The organism is Novosphingobium sp. MD-1 (genome assembly GCF_001014975.1).
In the GTDB taxonomy this organism is placed as follows: Bacteria; Pseudomonadota; Alphaproteobacteria; order Sphingomonadales; family Sphingomonadaceae; genus Novosphingobium.
On sequence record NZ_BBXA01000034.1, the window covers coordinates 42,780 to 58,411 of the forward strand.

Here is a 15,632-nt window from a genome sequence, read left to right on the forward strand (position 1 = left end):
CTGGCATGACCGACCAACGCACGCTGGAAGAGCGCAACGCCGAAATCGTGATCGCGATGTGGAAGGGCGTGATCTATGAAGGCCAGGACGAGGCCGTCTTCAAATACATCCACCCGGACTACATCCAGCACAATGTGAACATGCCGTCCGGCCGCGAGCACATTCTGCACCTGGTCAAGATCATCCGGAACCTGCCCGAAGGGTTCACGCCGCCCGCGCGCAAGGAACTGCTGCGGACGGTGGCGCAGGGCGACTATGTGGTCGCCATCTGGGAGCAGGAGCAGCCCGACCCCACGCGCCCCGGCGAAACCTATCTGGGCCACGCCTTCGACATGTTCCGTCTGGAGGACGGTCTGATCGTCGAACATTGGGACGATACCCGCAAATGGCCGCGCCCCTGGAACGAGGAGCAGCCATCTTGAGCGGCAGGACGGAACTGATCGCGGCGGCAGAGCCGGTCGCGGGGCTGACCACGCCGGTCATCGCGGCGGACCACGAAGCGATGCTGCGCAGCACCGATCCCGATATCGAGCGCAACAAGCGGCTGTGCTATGACATGTACCGCATCGTGCTGCAGGCTGGCCGCGCGGACCGCGTCAGCGATTTTATCGGGCCGGACTATATCCAGCACAACCCCAACGTCGTCAGCGGCCGCGACGCGCTCGCAGCCTTCATCCGTTCGTCCCGGCCGGAGCGCGAGATCGAGCCGGCGATCCGTCTGCCCCTGATCGCGATCGTGGCCGAACGCGACATGGTCCAGTTCACATTCGTCCGTCCGGAACAGGATGCCGACGACGCTCCTTACCACACCAGCTGGTTCGATCTTTTCCGCATCGAGGACGGCAAGATTGTGGAGCACTGGGATCCTGCATTGAAAAGCGCCGAGATGCTCAAGCTCGATCCCAATCAGCGCCGGCTCGCGACGTAGCGATAAAGCTAGCGATGCTGCGCAAATCCTGGCGCAGCATTATCCCGAGGCAAAGCATAAAGAGACAACCGCCAGAACCTTTCCCTCTTCTTCCCGACCACGCCGCCATGAAGGATGGGCGCCCGGCCCATGCGTCGGAAAGCGGAGCAAAGACCGGATAAAACCATGCCACTTTCGTCCTACAGCATTCCGCCGGAACGACTGGCCGCCGCGCGCCGCAGCTTCGCCGCCATCGTCGGCGCGCAAAACCTGTTCTTCGATGCCGAAGACCAGGATTCCTATTCCGACGCGTTCGCGGTCGATGACAGCCGGCACCGCCCCGCAGGCGCGATCGCCCCGGACACTGTGGAGCAGATCCAGGCGATCGTCCGCGTCGCGGCCGAGCACAGGATTCCGCTCTGGCCGATCAGCCGGGGCAAGAACCTCGGCTACGGCGGCTCCGCACCGGTGCTGGAAGGTTCGGTCATCCTCGACCTGTCCCGCATGAAGAAGATCGAATACGACGAGGAAAACGGCACCGTGCTGCTGGAGCCGGGTGTCGGATTCTACGATCTGTATGATTTCCTGAAGGCGCGCGGGCTCAAGCACTGGCTTTCGACGCCCGGAAACAGCTGGGGCTCGGTCATCGGCAACGCGCTGGATCGCGGGGTCGGCTACACGCCCTATGGCGAACACACGACCAAGCTGTGCGGGATGGAAGTGGTGCTTGCCGACGGCACGCTGGTGCGCACCGGTATGGGCGCGCTCACCGGCTCGCCCACCTGGCAGCTCTATCGCTTCGGTTTCGGTCCGGCGTGGGACCAGATGTTCGTCCAGTCCAACCTGGGCATCGTCACCAAGGCCGGCCTGTGGCTCATGCCGGAACCCGAATCGCTCATGGGCATGGACCTCGAATTCGACCGGCCGGAAGATCTGGGGCCGCTGATCGATGCCATCGCGCCGCTCCGGCGGGAGGGCGTGCTGCAGCAATCGCCCACGATCGGCAACTGGTTGAGGGCCGCCGCCATCCTGACCACGCGCGCGGAATGGACGGACCAGAAAGGCGCACTCTCCGACACGGTGATCGCCGCGATCCGCAAGAAATTCCAGATGGGCTGGTGGGGCGTCAGCCTGCGCCTCTACGGACGCGAGACGATCAACCGCGAAGCCTATTCCATCCTCGAAAGCGAGATGAACAAGCTCAAGCCGCTCAGCATGAAGCGCACGAGCTGGAAACGTGGCGATCCGCTGGAAATGACCGGCTGGACCGGTACGCCGCTCACCTTCCCGATGCAGAACGCGAACTGGCACGGTGGCCTGGGCGGGCATATCGGCTTCTCGCCGGTGCTACCGCAATCGGGCACCGCGGCGATGGAGCAATTCCGCAGGACCTACCAGCGCTACCAGGAATTCGGCATGGATTATCAGGCAAGCTTTGCGTTCGGCGAACGCCACCTGATCAACGTCAACGCCATCCTGCTGGACAAGGACGATCCGGACATGATGCGCCGCGTCGATCCTTTCATCCGCACGCTGGTGGCGGATGCGAAGGCGCATGGTTACGGGGAATACCGCACGCACCTTGACTATATGGACCTTGTCGCATCGACCTATGATTTCAACGGCGGCGCCCTTGGCAAGCTGAACGCCAAGGTCAAGGCCGCTCTGGACCCCTTCGGCATCATCGCGCCGGGCAAGAGCGGGATAGGAACTGCCGCAGGCCAATCGGGGGATCGCTGATGAACGGCCTCGCCACTGTTACGCGCGGCGGCCTCCTCGCCCTGCTCGCCGTGCTGTCCGCCGCGCCTGCGCAGCCGGCAGAGCAAAAGGATCCGGCAGCGGCTGCCGCTCCCGCAGCGCGCCCGGGCCCGCCCTCGCCGCCACCACCGCTGACGCTTTCCGCCCGGCCAAGCGCGAAAGGCGGTGAGCGGCTCTATGTGCAATACTGCGGGATGTGCCATGGCAAGGGCGGGATGGGCACCGGCCTGCTTGCGCGCCGCACCGATCGCCCGCTGCTTGAAGAGCGGAACGACCTGACGGTCGACTACGTGATCCAGGCGGCGCGGACGGGCATCGGCAACATGCCCCCCATCCCCAGAGGCGAAGTCAGCGACGCGGATATCAAGCAGATCGCGGCTTACCTCACCACTCCGAAGGCGCGGGGTGGGCGATGATCGACCTTAGCCGACGCACGTTCATGGCCGCCGCGGCCGCAGTCCCGCTTCTGGGCGCCTGCCGCGTCCATGCGGCGACCGCCGCCAGGATCGCGCTTTACGACCCGACGCTTGCCGCAGGCAGCCAGTTTGCCATCCGCGCGCGCGAACTGGGCTTGGTGGCGATCCCGCTGGAGCAGGACCGGGTCAGGCTGCTCCGGAGGATTTTGGCCGGCAGGCCGGTCTCGCTATGGGGCGTCTCGCGTCATGCGGATCAGTTGCTCGCGAACGGGATCATGCGCGAACACGGCTATCGTGCGCAGTTGGCCCTGCGCGATCAGGGCTATCAGCCGATCACGTCCGGATGCGGTCAGGCGAGCCGGATGGCGGCGGCAATGAGCCGCGTCGCTTCGGATCAATGGCCGACCGCTTTTGCGGAGATGGCGGCGGGACGCTCTTCCTTGTGCGAGGCAAGCCAGCGAGAGGAAATGGACCGCGCGACGATCTGTTGGTCGTTCACGCTTGCTGGGGGCGCTTGACCCTCACGTGAGGGCGGCTGCGAGAACCGAAATCTTGGCTGCTAGTTTCGTGTCCCGCTCAGACAACCCATTCGCATCGTGCGTTGTGAGCAATATCGAAACGCGTCCATAAACATTGGACCATTCTGGATGGTGGTCTGCCTTTTCAGCTTCGAGCGCGACGGCCGTCATGAACGCAAAGGCAGTCACGAAATCCGGGAAGTTGAATGTCTGGACCAGCGCATCACGCCCCGGCTCATGGGCCCAACCACGGAGCGCGGCCAAGGCTTCCACGCGCTCCTGATCCGCAAGCCGCTTGATCATGCTATCCCGACTTTCTGATTGATGGCACCGAAAATGTGACGTCCGGCTTCGTCTTCCATCCCGCTGCGGATGGTGTCGCACAGCTTCGGCCCATTGCAACGATAGGCCGCAGGATGGATGCGCTTGAGTGCGGGGGTTGACGTTGTCACGCCAGCTCCGCCACGTTCAAGGCCCCACGCCGCAACTGATCGCGATCGATGCTTGCAAACAGGGCCGAGAAATTGCCCTCGCCGAAGCCTTTGTCCATCTTGCGCTGGATGAACTCGAAGCCGTCAAGGCCAATGAGGTTCTCGAACAGGCTCACGTCTTCTTCCTCTCAAATTGCGTTAGTGGGCAACGCGATTGGTCACCGGAATCAGAGCACCGTGAATTGCGCGGGCAGCAGGCGACACCAGGAACGAAACAACCTCGGCTATGGCATCGGGATGCGTCCAGCTCGATCGGTCGGCATCGGGCATCGCGGCGCGGTTGGCCGGCGTGTCGATGATGGACGGAAGCAAAGTGTTGATGCGAAGGCCGCTCCCGGCCAGCTCGGCAGAAAGACTCTGCGTCAGCCGCGCCACCGCGGATTTCGAAGCAGCATAGGGTGCCATACCCGCCCCGCTCGGCTCCGCCGCAGCGGCGCCGAGCGTGACCATGGCCCCTCCGGCTTTCAGGTGTGGGAGTGTTGCATTAACGACATTAAGGGTCGTCTCGAGGTTCGCGCGGTACAATTTCCGCCACAAGGCCGCGTCGCTCGCCACGACCGGCTGCCATTCGAACGCCCCTGCAAGATGGACGACGCCATCAAGGCTGCCGAGAGCTTCTACCGCTTTGCCTATCGAGCGTTCCGCAGCAGTCGCGTCCGCCAGGTCCTCACAGACGATCGTGAGCGGTTCATCGGCACTTGTTCCTCTGACAATTCGTGCAACCTCGTGCCCCTGCCGCTCCAGCAGCGCAATCACCGCCAATCCCAGGGAGCCGTTAGCGCCGGTTACAACGAGCTTCATGCGGGAATTTCCTGCGATTTTCGCGAATTGCAGTTGCTGGCATCCCGACCAGCGATCAGATGGGGAAGCACCCCTTCCACAAAATGATCGAGGTTGGCCTGGTTGAGCCCGGCGATGTTGATCCGGCCATCATCCGGCATGTAGATGCCGTGCGTGCGCCTTACGGCGGCGACCGCATCGGGGGCGATGGGAAGTCGGGAAAACAGGCCGCGCTGCTGGGCCACAAGAGCCAGAACGGGGTGGGCCGCCGCCAGCTTCTCCCGCACCGTCTGAAGCCGCTGGCGCATCCCGGTAAGTTCATCTTGCCAGGCTGCCCGCAGATCCGGATCGTCGAGGATCGTTCCGACCACCGCTGCCCCATGGTCAGGCGGCATTGACCACAGCCTTCGGGCAATGGTCAGCGCGTTGGCTTTCGCGAGGTTCAGCATCGCCGCACTCCCGGCCTGTACAAACAACGCGCCAACCCGATCGCGATACATCGCGAAGTTTTTGTCGCAGCTGTAGGCCAGGAGGACATCGGGCACGGTGTCCAGGATCAGCCTGGTGCCCCAAGCGTCCTCCTCCATCCCGTCACCCAGCCCTTGATAGGCCAGGTCAATGAAGGGGACCACACCGCGCTCGTTGCACAGCGCTGAAAGAGCCCGCCATTGCTCGCGCGAAAACTGCGTTCCGGTTGGATTGTGGCAACAACCGTGAAGCAACAGCACGTCACCCTGCCGCGCGTCCGACAGCGCGGAAATCATCGCGTCGAAAGCGATGCCCCCGGTGGTGGCGTCGAAGTAAGGATGAGTTCGCACCTCCAGACCGGCGCCGCTGAAGATCGGTTCATGGTTGGGCCAGGTTGGCTCGCCGAGCCAGATGCGCGCGCCAGGGCGCGCGCAAGCCATCAGTTCGGCCCCGACGCGCAAGGCGCCCGTCCCGCCGGGGGCCTGGAGGCCGAAGCGACGTTCGCCAGACCGCTCCTCGCCGGACACTAGCTGCCACACGAGCCGGGCGAAGCGCTCGTCGCCTTCGGCCCCGAGGTAAGACTTGCTGTCCTGCCCGGCGACAAGGGCCACCTCCGCGGCCTTGACCGCGCGCATCACGGGCGTGCCGCCAGCCTCGCCCCGGTAGACGCCCACACCCACATCGACCTTGTCGGGCCTTGGATCGGCGCGGCATTGCGCGATCAGGGCCAGCAGCCCGTCCGGCTGTTGCGGCTCAAGGCCCGCAAATGCCTGATTCCGAAGCGTCATATGCCGGCCCTGGTGCGTGCATAGTCCTGCGTGCCCGCGTGGAGAACCCGGTCGGCCGGAAGCAGGGTCCCGACCGCGATTGGCTCATGCCCGCGCAAGCGCTCGTAGATCGGCCCCAGATCGGCGTCGCGCGTTTGCTGCAGCAGGTCTTCGAAGCTCTCGATGACGAAGTAGTTCTGCTGGTAATCATCGATCCGGTACTGCGAGCGCATGACCCGTTCGAGATCGAAGGCGATGCGATGGGGAGACGGATCGTCGAGAGCAAACACGCTTTCGCCGTAGGACGAAACGATGCCCGCGCCGTAGAGCTTGAGATCGCTGCCGTCGCGGATCAGCCCGAATTCGACCGTGTACCAGTAAAGCCGCGCCAGGGCCTCTATCATGCCCAGCCGGGCGGCCCGCAGCCCACCTTCGCCGTAAGCCTGCATGTAATCGGCGAACACGGGATGGACGAGCAGCGGGACGTGACCGAACACGTCGTGAAAGATGTCCGGTTCCTGCAGGTAATCGAACTGGTCAGGCTTGCGGATGAAGCGTCCGGCAACGAAGCGACGGTTGGCCAGATGCTCGAAGAACACCTCGTCCGGCACCAGGCCCGGCACCGCCACGACCTGCCACCCGGTCGCGCGGGTGAGGCGCTCGTTCAACTCGTCGAAGTCCGGGATTCCCGGCTTCGTCATCCTGAGCACATCGAGCCCCTCCATGAACGCCGGTACCACGCGCGGCCGGAGCATTTCGGACTGACGCTCGAAAAGGCGATCCCACATCGCGTGCTCGGCCGGAGTGTAAGTCTCCCAGCCCTGCGGGATGGTCCAATCCGGAGCCGCGCCGGGCGGCAGTTCACTTGCATTTGCCATGATGAGAATGTAGCGTACATGCACGAAAAAACGTTTCAAATATTGCGATTATTTCGGTAATATTGATGCAATTATATCATATTTGCAGGAATAGAGATGACGTTCCATCACAACCCTTCCGTGGGAGGCCCGGGCCACGATGATGGTGGTTCCGCACCACCGCGATTCGCCGCCCGCGCGGGCCGTCTGTGATGAGCGCGGCGCTCCACGGCAGCGGGCGCTCGCCCGCTTCATACCGGGCACGAATCACGCTTAATTTCAAAGGTTTGGATTTCCTTCAGCGGGCGTGGAACCTGCGTCAGGGCGAGCAGTCCGGCCCACGGTACCGCGCGATCGCCTCGCGTGGCCTTGTGCCGCAGAACTCCAATGCCCGATGCCTCGGCAGGGACCTGGGCACCTTGGATCGGGCCTTGCCCGAGCACCGGCCCGATGCCGATGGGGATGTGGCTTGACCAGCAGCCGGCCGCTCGATCCGATCGACCGCAAGTTGCTTCACGAGCTTCAGCGCGACGCGTCGATCAGCCACGCCGAGCTTGCGGAGCGGGTCGGTGCCTCTACGGCGTCCTGCTGGCGAAGGATGCGTGCGCTGGAAGCAGACGGTATCCTCGGCCGTCATGTCCGCCTGGTGGATGCCGCGCGCATAGGCCGCGGGGTCAACGTCATCTGCCACATCAAGATCAAGAACCACTCGGCCGAGACTACCGAGGCTTTCGAAAACTTCATCGCATCGCGCGACGAGATCATCGAGTGCTATTCGATGTCGGGCGATTGGGACTACATGCTTCGCATCCTCGTCGCCGATGTCGAGGACTATAACCGGTTCCTCATGCGCACGGTGCTGAGACATGCCTCGGTCGCCACGGGATCGTCGCACTTCGCCCTTGCCCAGGTGAAGTACACCACGGCCGTCCCCCTGTAGGAAGCGGCCGTGGTGCGATCTGCCGGGCGGTGGTCGGGCTCGCCCGGCCCAGGACCGCCCGCCGGCCACCCACGGGCGGGTATTGCAGGCGGTGCTAGAACTTGGCGGACAGGCCCAGTCCATAGGTGCGGGGTGCGCCCAGCGTGGCAAGCGTCAGGCTAGGCAGCAGCGGCTGGGTGAAGGCCCCCGTATAGACCAGGCGGTTCGTGATGTTGCGTCCGAACGCATAGACCTTGAACGTATCGTTGGGGGCCCAGGTCAGATTGGCGTCGAGCGTGGCGAAGCCCCTCGCCCGGGAGGCATCGGTGAAATCGATGGTGAGGTAGCGCGACGACGAGAACTGGGTTGCTACGGTCGCATCGATCCGGCCTGCGCCGGCAAGCTGGAAGGTGTGAGTGTAGCTGGCAGTGCCCGAGAATTTGGGCGCCCGCGGCAAGGGACGGCCGCTGCAGTCGATGATCGGGAACGGCGCTGCCGGCGTCACGCCGCAGGCGGTGGTCAGGCCGGCGACAGCACCGCCCGCCGGGTACACGAACGAGTCGAACTTGGTGTGGAGGTATTCCCCACCGATCTGCAGGCTGTCGTTGCTGGTGGGCCTCAGGGCCAGTTGCGCGTCAAGCCCATACACGGTCGCCCGGCCCGCATTGGTCAGCGCATTGGCGGCACCACCCACCCGGTTGAGCGTGGTGATGAACTCCTGCGCGTCCTTGTACTTCCAGTAAAAGCCTTCGAGATTCAGCTGGATGCGCCCGCCCGCGAAGCGGTTGCGCGAGCCTACCTCAAGCGCGCCGACCTGCTCGGGGTTGTAGAACGACGCGGTATTCACGGTGCCGGGCAGCGAGAAGGGATTGAACCCGCCGGACTTGTGACCTGTCGCGTAGGTCACGTAGACCATGTTCTGCGGCCCCAGGTCGTATTCGATGCCGACCTTGTAGGAGGCACGGCGGAAATTCCGCACGTTGGAGAAGCTGTCGCGAGGGCAGATCGCAGCAGCGCCGAAGCAGGGGCCACCCGGGAAGAAGACGGTGGCCGGATACTGGACGAGCCCCTGGCCCTCGATGGTCTTGTGGTCGACCGAATAGCGCAGCCCGGCGATCAGGCGCAACTCCGGTGTGACGCTGAACGTGGCCTGACCGAAGCCGGCGTAAGCGGTCGTGCCGAGATGGTAGAGCGTGACGTTGCCGCCCGCCACCAGGCCGGCATCGGCCCGTGTGGCGATCGTCTGCCGCTCATCGAACAGATAGAACCCTGCCACGGCTTTCAGCCGGCTGTCGTCATAGGCGACCCGGGCCTCCAGCGACGCGGCATCGGACGCTTCGGGCTTGCCGAAGGGGGCGCTGTCGAAGGTGAAGATGATGTTGTTGCGGTAGTCGTTCCGGGTCCGCCGATAGGCCGGCAGGACCGTCACGGTGACGTTCCCGGTCTTCCAGTTGGCCTCGCCGCTGAAGTTCAGGAAGCGGTTGTTCACGTGCAGGTTCGTGCCGAAGTAGGATCCGCTCGGCGGAGAGTAGAGCGAACTCGTGCCGGCCGGGCAGAAGCCCTGTTGCCCCACGATCGGAGCGACGCCGGCCAACGTAGCGGCCAGGGCCAGGTTGGCATTGGGCGCACACCGGTTCAGGGCCGCCGCCATGCCATAGTAGATCGCCGAAAGTGAAGGGTCGGTGCCGTTGGCGCGCGGATCGGACGGCAGCGCAACGCCAAGCTTCGCGAGGGTTGCCGCGATCGAGGGAGCGACCCCTTTGAACACGGCCGCCGAACCCATTCCACCGATGTGCGAATAGTCTCCCGAAAGGCGCAAGTTGAAGTTCGCGCTCGGCTCCCAGTAGAGCTGCAGACGGACGCTTTCGTGCTTGTCGTCGTCGGTGCCGCCATACGAGTAGCCGTTGCGATGGACGATCTGGAAGGCGCCGCGCGCCGCCACGGTCGACCCCAGGGGCAAGTTCACTGCACCTTCGGCTTTCACCAGATCGAAGTTACCGCCCTCGAAAGCGACGTTGCCGCTGGTTTCGCCGAGCTTGGGCTTGGCCGTGACGAGGTTGACCGCCCCGCCGCTGGCGTTGCGGCCATACAGCGTCCCCTGCGGCCCCTTGAGCACCTCGATGCGCTCCAGGTCGAAGAAATTGCCTTCGATGGCTTGCGACCGGGCAACGTAGACGCCGTCCACGTTGGTCGCCACCGCCGGATTGGTGATCGGCGTCGAGGTGAAGTCCCCCACGCCACGGATGTAAATCTGGGTTGCGGCGCCCCCTTGCCCGATGACGACGCCCGGAGCCAGCTTCGAGATGTCACGCGCCTGATTGACGCCGGCCGAGCGAAGGGCCTCGCCCGAGAACACCTGGATCGCCACCGACGAGCGCTGCACCGATTCCGAACGCCGCTGAGCCGTCACGACGATGTCCGGCACGCCACCGTTGGCCGGCTGGTCTGCCTCGGCAGCGCCTGCCTCTGCCGCGCTTGCGGACAGGGGCAGGCTCATGAGAGCGGCAGCGATGCAGAGCGCGGATGCTCCGCCGTGATGAAAGCGCGTCATGCGGTTCTCTCCCTTGGCTTTTGCGGGTTCTTGATCGCGGCGCGCCGCTGCTGTCCAGCGGCGGCGGAGCATGTGTCCGGCAGCCGGACAGACGTGGGAAGTTGGTCGCGGACCCGCGTGGAGCCCGTTTATAGCCCGCTCAACGAAAGCGCCCGGAGAGCCCCATGCCGATCGTCCAAGGAATTCATCACCTCAAGCTGCCGGTGTCCGACCTGGCGCGGTCGCTTGCCTTCTACGAGCGCGTGTTCGCCGCGCGCCGCATTCCCGAAGCCGACCATCGGCGCGAAGCGGATGGCGCGCTTTACGCTCACATCCTGATCATGCCGGGCTGGGGCACGCTGCTCGAATTGCGGCTCGATCCGTCGCGCGCGCGCGCCCACGCCCGCTTCAACCCCATTGTCCTTTCGGTGACGGACCGCGCAGCGCTGCAGGAGTGGCGCGCGCACCTGACCGAGCTGGCCGTGCCGCACTCCGAGGAGATCACCGCGATCCAGGCCTGGCTGATCGTGGTCGAGGACCCCGACGGACACCGCCTGCGCCTCTACACCGAAGAGAAACATGGCCCCGAGATGAAGCCCGACGAAGGCAATCCCTGGCTGGCCGACTGAACCCGCCGGCGTGCGGCCCCATTACCCGGAAATTCGAAGGTAGAACCGATGGAATATGCACTGGGAACTGTGCTGCTCGACTCTCGCCCGGTCGCCGCCTTGGCCGCCCAGAATGGCTGGTGGCGCCTTGATCGCGTGGTCGCGGACGTGGCCGAGGGAGGGTTGCGCGCCATGATGCCACACTGGAGCAGACTGATCGGCACGCTCGACCACCTGCCGGACGAACCGTTGCCCGCAGCGGCGCGGATAGACCAACCCCGGGTGCTCGCGCCACTGCTTTACCCCAACAAGCTGGTCTGTGTCGGCGCGGTCTATCGCGACCATCTCGAGCAGATGAACCTTCCGGCCGAACGCTGGGAGAAGATGCCGCTGTTCCTGCGCCCACCCACCACATCTATCGTCGGGCCGGGCCGCACCATCCGGATCCCCTGGAACGTCTCGCAATTCGACTGGGAGATCGAGCTGGCGGTCGTCCTGGCCCAGCCACTCCGCAACGCGACGGAAGCTCAGGCCGTTGCGGCGATTGCCGGGTATACGGTCGGGATCGACTTCGGCGCCCGCGACCTGCTGGACCGCGGCTCGGCCATCGGGATCGACCTCGTCCGCGCGAAGGCGCAGGACAGTTGGGCTCCGATGGGGCCGTGCATCCGCCCGGCCGGGCAGATTGCCGCGCCGCAGGACCTAAGACTCCGGCTGTGGGTGAACGGCGAGCTGAAGCAGGACAGCACAACCGCCAACATGTTGTTCCCGATCGCCGAACAACTCGCCACCATCAGCCACATCATCTCGCTCGAGCCGGGCGACGTGGTCTTCTCCGGATCGCCCGCCGGCTCTGCGCGCAGCGAGAGCGAGTTCCTGAAGCCGGGCGATCGGGTCAGGGCGGAGATCGAAGGCATAGGTACGCTGGAGGTGGAAACCTATGGCGACGAGCCGGAGGCACAATGATCTGCGCCCCGACGCAGGTGCCCCCGGTTTGCATACCCACGGCCCCACGCGCTACGTTTGCCCGCATGGCCGGGCAAACCAATCGGACCGATCCGCGCGACGATGCGGCTCCCATGCGAACGGTGCTGCGCACCATGGAAGTCCTGCGTGCGCTCAACACGCGCAACGGCGCGACCGTCACCGAGTTGAGCCGCCGCACCGGCATATCGCGGCCCGCGCTCTACCGCATGCTCGAGACGCTGCGCGAGGCAGGTTATGTCGGGCTCGACCTGTCGCGGCGGCGCTATGGTCTGACCATGCTCATCCGCGGCCTGGCCGAAGGCTTCAACGAGGAAGACTGGATCACGGAAGTCGCGCGCCCGGTTCTCAGGAAGCTGCAGAAGCAGGTGCTCTGGCCGGTCGACCTGGGCATCTTCATGGACAACCTCATGTGGATCCGGGAGACGACGCGCGCCTCCAGCACCCTCACGATCGACCGCGGCGTCGTCGGAAATCGCCTGCCCGTGCTGCGCGCCGCGACGGGGCGCGCCTATCTGGCCTTCTGCGGTGCCGATGAACGTGCCCAGATCGTGGCCAATCTCATCGAGGCGCGCGAGCCGGGGCACGAGTTCGCCGCGGATCGTCCGGCTTTCGAAGCCATGCTGGATCGGATCCGGGCCAATGGATATGGCGAACGCTTCGGCGAGGAGCCGCACGAATCCGGCGCCATCGCGGTTCCGATCCTGGCCGGCGATCGCGTGCTCGGCTGCGTCAACATGACGTTCATTCGCCGCAGCATGGGGCCGCAGGAAGCGGCCGCGCGATACCTCGGCCAGATGCGGCAGGCCGCAGCGGAAATCGCCTCGGGCGCTGCTTCGCTCGGCGCCGACAGCTAATGCAGGCCGGCAGCGCCTTTCGCGCCGAATTGCGCGAAGGATGGCACGAACTCGCCGCTGCCACCTTCGGGCTGGCCTTCGGGGTGGCAGGCTATACCGCCATCTCCAGCCTGTTCTTCCTGTCGCTCAGGCAGGAGTTCGGGTGGAGCAGCTCCGCGGCGGGCGTGGCCTTCCTGGTCCTGCCACTCACCGCCTGCATCCTGCCTCTCGTCGGCAGGCTGACCGATCGCTTCGGCGTTGCGGCTGTGGCAGGTCTCTCCGCCATCGCGCAACTTTGTGCATACCTTGCCCTGGCCGCGCAAAGCGGTGCGCTGTCGTGGTACTTCGTCGCCTTTCTCGTGCTCAACCTATTGGGGTCGGGGACCGGCCCGGTAACGTACACACGCCTGATCACGAGGCGTTTCAGCCGTGCCCGAGGCACGGCGCTGGCGCTGGCGCAATTCGGCATTGCCGGATTTGCCGTCATTCTTCCCCCGGTGGTTGCCGCCGTGATCGAAGGCAGCGGGTGGCGGACTGCCTACCTTGGCCTGGCCGGTCTCACCGCGCTCGGCGCCGCTGTCGCGCAGATTCTCATGCGCCGGGACAGGACGGGTGGCGCGCAGACGAGGACGGGCGGCGAGCAGGCTGATCCGCGACTGGTGCGGCAATTGACGAGCGAGGCAATTCACAGTCGTCCGTTCTGGGTGCTGATCGCCGCAGTCTTCGCGCTGAGCGCGGGCTCGCTGGGCGTCGTGACGCAATTCCAGCCGATCCTCGCGCTGCGTGGCCTGTCCATGCATCAGGGCGGATGGCTCCTCTCGCTTCTGGCCGGCTCCGTCATGGCCAGCCGAATCGTGACCGGCCTCGTGCTGGACCGGTCTGCGCCGGCTCTGTGGGCGGCGGCTATCGTGCTGATCGCCGCCGGCGGGGCCGCTATCCTTGCTGTCGCCGGGACGAACGTGGCCGTCATCGCCGCCGGCATCGTCCTGTTCGGCGCCAGCGTCGGGGCGGAACTCGACCTGATGAGCTTCTTCTGCGCCCGCCAGTTCGATCTGCGCGCCTACTCGTCGATCTACGGGCTGCTGGCCATGGGATTCTACATCGGCATGGCCGCCGGAGCAGCGGCCTTCGGCGCGATCTTCGATCTGTTCGGCCGCGCTGAGCCGGCGCTGTGGTCGAGCGTGCTGTGCTTCATCTTTGCCGCAGGACTGTTCGCGACCCTGCATCGGCGCTGAGCGTCCGGAGACCGGACACCTCCGCCATGGCCGATTGCCCGTCCGCTGGATGTCCGAGAAGGTGACGGGGACAATCGGAGAGGATGGCAATGCCCCAGCATTCACGCATGAAACTCGCTCTGCTGATGACCGGCACGGGCACGCATATCGCCTCGTGGAGGATGGCCGGGGCGCCGGTCGGTCGCGCCACGGATGTCGGCTGGTTCGCCGAAGTCGCCCGAAAAGCGGAGCAGGCGTGCTACGATATGCTGTTCATTGCCGATTCCCTGTATGTGAACGATCATCCGACCGGGATGGAACTGCGTCATCCGCGGCATGCCCACCTCTCGCTGGAGCCCGTTACCCTGCTCGCGGCACTAGCCATGGTGACAGACAGGATCGGGCTCGCGGCGACTATTTCGACCACGTACAACGCGCCGTACGGAGTTGCGCGGGCGCTGGCCTCACTCGATCACATAAGTCGCGGTCGTGCGGGCTGGAATGTTGTGACATCGCAATCCGATCTCGAAGCGCGCAACCATGGAGTGGACCTTCATGCCGGCCATGCCGAGCGCTATGCTCGCGCCGGAGCTTTCGTCGATGTGGTAAAGGGGCTGTGGGACAGCTGGGAAGAAGACGCGGTGTTGGGCGACCAAACCGCTGGCGTGGCAGTGGACCCGGGGCGCTTCCACCGGCTAGGTCATCGGGGAGACTTCTTCAGCGTCGCCGGTCCGCTGAACGTGCCACGCCCTCCGCAGGGCCATCCGCTGGTCATCCAGGCCGGTTCATCCGGTCCCGGCCAGGCGCTCGCGGCTAGCAGTGCCGACGTGGTATTCACCGCGCAGGAGGACAAGGCGAATGCCCGGCGGTTCTATGCCGGCATGAAGGATCAAGCCGCTGCCGCCGGTCGCGATCCCGATCAGCTCGTGGTGATGCCCGGCGTCATGGCGGTGGTGGCCGAGACGCAGGGCGAGGCGGAAGACCGGTTCGCCAGTCTCCAGTCGCTGATCCATCCGAAGGCCGGCGTGGCCTTGCTGAGCAACCTGCTGGGCGACATCGACCTGTCCAACCTCGATGTCGACGGACCCATGCCAGCGATCGACCAGACGAACGCGTCGAAGAGCCGGCTCGAGATGATGCACCGGATGGGCATCACCCAGGGAATGACGGTACGCCAGGCCTATGAGGCGCTTGCACCAGGGCGGGGACATCTGACGCTGGTGGGCTCGGCCAGGGACGTCGCGGACACCCTGTGCGACTGGCATGCCGATGGCGCGGCCGACGGGTTCATGCTGGTTCCCGCTGTGGTTCCGTACGCGGAAGACGAGTTTGCGAAGCGCGTGATACCGCTGTTAAGGCAACGCGGCGTTTCCCAGTCCGAATATGGCTCGGGTACGCTGCGCCAGATGCTTGGAGTTGCGACCCCCGCCAATCGCTTCAGATGCCGCGAGAATGCAGCAACTTAGCGGGGCAGCAGCAGTGTTGGGCCGGCGTGCGGTATGGAGCTGGCGCAGTCGTCGGCGTCGACCGTGTTGCAGCGAATGGTTGTCATCGAGGCTGCGCTTGGTCGAACGCGCTG

The 15,632-nt window shown here is 65.1% G+C and carries 17 protein-coding genes; 11 read left to right on the forward strand and 6 right to left on the reverse strand.

Going from position 1 to position 15,632, the window contains the following annotated elements; genetic code table 11:
• Nucleotides 1-5: 5 nt before the first annotated feature.
• The 5 genes from NMD1_RS20235 (at nt 6) to NMD1_RS20255 (ending at nt 3,599) form a co-directional block, all read left to right on the forward strand.
• Nucleotides 6-422: a nuclear transport factor 2 family protein gene (locus NMD1_RS20235; protein ID WP_124810249.1), complete on the forward strand. Its 417-nt coding sequence runs from the start codon at nt 6-8 to the stop codon at nt 420-422.
• Complete coding sequence (locus NMD1_RS20240; protein ID WP_233497886.1) at nt 419-928, forward strand: nuclear transport factor 2 family protein; 510 nt, start codon at nt 419-421, stop codon at nt 926-928. The genes NMD1_RS20235 and NMD1_RS20240 overlap by 4 nt, the downstream gene beginning before the upstream one ends.
• Before the next feature lie 165 nt (nt 929-1,093).
• Nucleotides 1,094-2,647: an FAD-binding oxidoreductase gene (locus tag NMD1_RS20245; RefSeq protein ID WP_125956974.1), complete on the forward strand. Its 1,554-nt coding sequence runs from the start codon at nt 1,094-1,096 to the stop codon at nt 2,645-2,647.
• Complete coding sequence (locus NMD1_RS20250) at nt 2,647-3,081, forward strand: cytochrome c (RefSeq protein WP_125956977.1); 435 nt, start codon at nt 2,647-2,649, stop codon at nt 3,079-3,081. Before NMD1_RS20245 ends, NMD1_RS20250 begins: the two co-directional genes overlap by 1 nt.
• Nucleotides 3,078-3,599, forward strand: a complete 522-nt coding sequence (locus NMD1_RS20255) for a hypothetical protein (protein WP_125956980.1) — start codon at nt 3,078-3,080, stop codon at nt 3,597-3,599. The genes NMD1_RS20250 and NMD1_RS20255 overlap by 4 nt, the downstream gene beginning before the upstream one ends.
• Nucleotides 3,600-3,602: 3 nt before the next feature.
• Here NMD1_RS20255 and NMD1_RS20260 read toward each other — a convergent pair whose 3' ends face one another.
• The 5 genes from NMD1_RS20260 to phhA all read right to left on the reverse strand — a co-directional run bounded on the left by NMD1_RS20260 (nt 3,603) and on the right by phhA (nt 6,983).
• Complete coding sequence (locus NMD1_RS20260; protein ID WP_125956983.1) at nt 3,603-3,902, reverse strand: 4a-hydroxytetrahydrobiopterin dehydratase; 300 nt, start codon at nt 3,900-3,902, stop codon at nt 3,603-3,605.
• A gap of 145 nt (nt 3,903-4,047) precedes the next feature.
• Complete coding sequence (locus NMD1_RS20265; RefSeq protein WP_375600813.1) at nt 4,048-4,206, reverse strand: hypothetical protein; 159 nt, start codon at nt 4,204-4,206, stop codon at nt 4,048-4,050.
• 22 nt (nt 4,207-4,228) lie between these two features.
• Nucleotides 4,229-4,891: an SDR family oxidoreductase gene (locus NMD1_RS20270; RefSeq protein ID WP_125956985.1), complete on the reverse strand. Its 663-nt coding sequence runs from the start codon at nt 4,889-4,891 to the stop codon at nt 4,229-4,231.
• Nucleotides 4,888-6,126, reverse strand: a complete 1,239-nt coding sequence (locus tag NMD1_RS20275; protein WP_125956987.1) for an amino acid aminotransferase — start codon at nt 6,124-6,126, stop codon at nt 4,888-4,890. The genes NMD1_RS20270 and NMD1_RS20275 overlap by 4 nt, the downstream gene beginning before the upstream one ends.
• The gene (phhA, locus tag NMD1_RS20280) at nt 6,123-6,983 is read right to left on the reverse strand and encodes a phenylalanine 4-monooxygenase (protein ID WP_125956990.1); all 861 of its coding nucleotides are present in this window, start codon (nt 6,981-6,983) and stop codon (nt 6,123-6,125) included. Before phhA ends, NMD1_RS20275 begins: the two co-directional genes overlap by 4 nt.
• Before the next feature lie 448 nt (nt 6,984-7,431).
• Here phhA and NMD1_RS20285 point away from each other — a divergent pair, with 448 nt between their 5' ends.
• Nucleotides 7,432-7,902, forward strand: a complete 471-nt coding sequence (locus NMD1_RS20285) for an Lrp/AsnC family transcriptional regulator (RefSeq protein WP_223806710.1) — start codon at nt 7,432-7,434, stop codon at nt 7,900-7,902.
• A 94-nt stretch (nt 7,903-7,996) separates the two neighbouring features.
• Here NMD1_RS20285 and NMD1_RS20290 read toward each other — a convergent pair whose 3' ends face one another.
• Nucleotides 7,997-10,432 (reverse strand): TonB-dependent receptor, encoded by a 2,436-nt coding sequence (locus NMD1_RS20290; protein WP_158454031.1) that lies wholly within the window; start codon nt 10,430-10,432, stop codon nt 7,997-7,999.
• Between the two features lie 164 nt (nt 10,433-10,596).
• Here NMD1_RS20290 and NMD1_RS20295 point away from each other — a divergent pair, with 164 nt between their 5' ends.
• From NMD1_RS20295 to NMD1_RS20315, 5 genes are all read left to right on the forward strand, one after another.
• Complete coding sequence (locus tag NMD1_RS20295) at nt 10,597-11,040, forward strand: VOC family protein (protein ID WP_125956998.1); 444 nt, start codon at nt 10,597-10,599, stop codon at nt 11,038-11,040.
• Nucleotides 11,041-11,088: 48 nt separating this feature from the next.
• On the forward strand, nt 11,089-11,985 hold the full coding sequence (locus NMD1_RS20300) for a fumarylacetoacetate hydrolase family protein (protein ID WP_125957001.1): 897 nt from the start codon (nt 11,089-11,091) through the stop codon (nt 11,983-11,985).
• A 65-nt stretch (nt 11,986-12,050) separates the two neighbouring features.
• Nucleotides 12,051-12,860, forward strand: coding sequence for an IclR family transcriptional regulator C-terminal domain-containing protein (locus NMD1_RS20305; RefSeq protein ID WP_158454032.1), 810 nt, complete (start codon nt 12,051-12,053; stop codon nt 12,858-12,860).
• Entirely contained in the window at nt 12,860-14,074 is a 1,215-nt protein-coding gene (locus NMD1_RS20310) for an MFS transporter (RefSeq protein ID WP_124810236.1), read from the forward strand. Before NMD1_RS20305 ends, NMD1_RS20310 begins: the two co-directional genes overlap by 1 nt.
• A 107-nt stretch (nt 14,075-14,181) precedes the next feature.
• Nucleotides 14,182-15,519 (forward strand): LLM class flavin-dependent oxidoreductase, encoded by a 1,338-nt coding sequence (locus tag NMD1_RS20315; RefSeq protein ID WP_158454033.1) that lies wholly within the window; start codon nt 14,182-14,184, stop codon nt 15,517-15,519.
• The last annotated feature ends 113 nt before the right edge of the window (nt 15,520-15,632 follow it).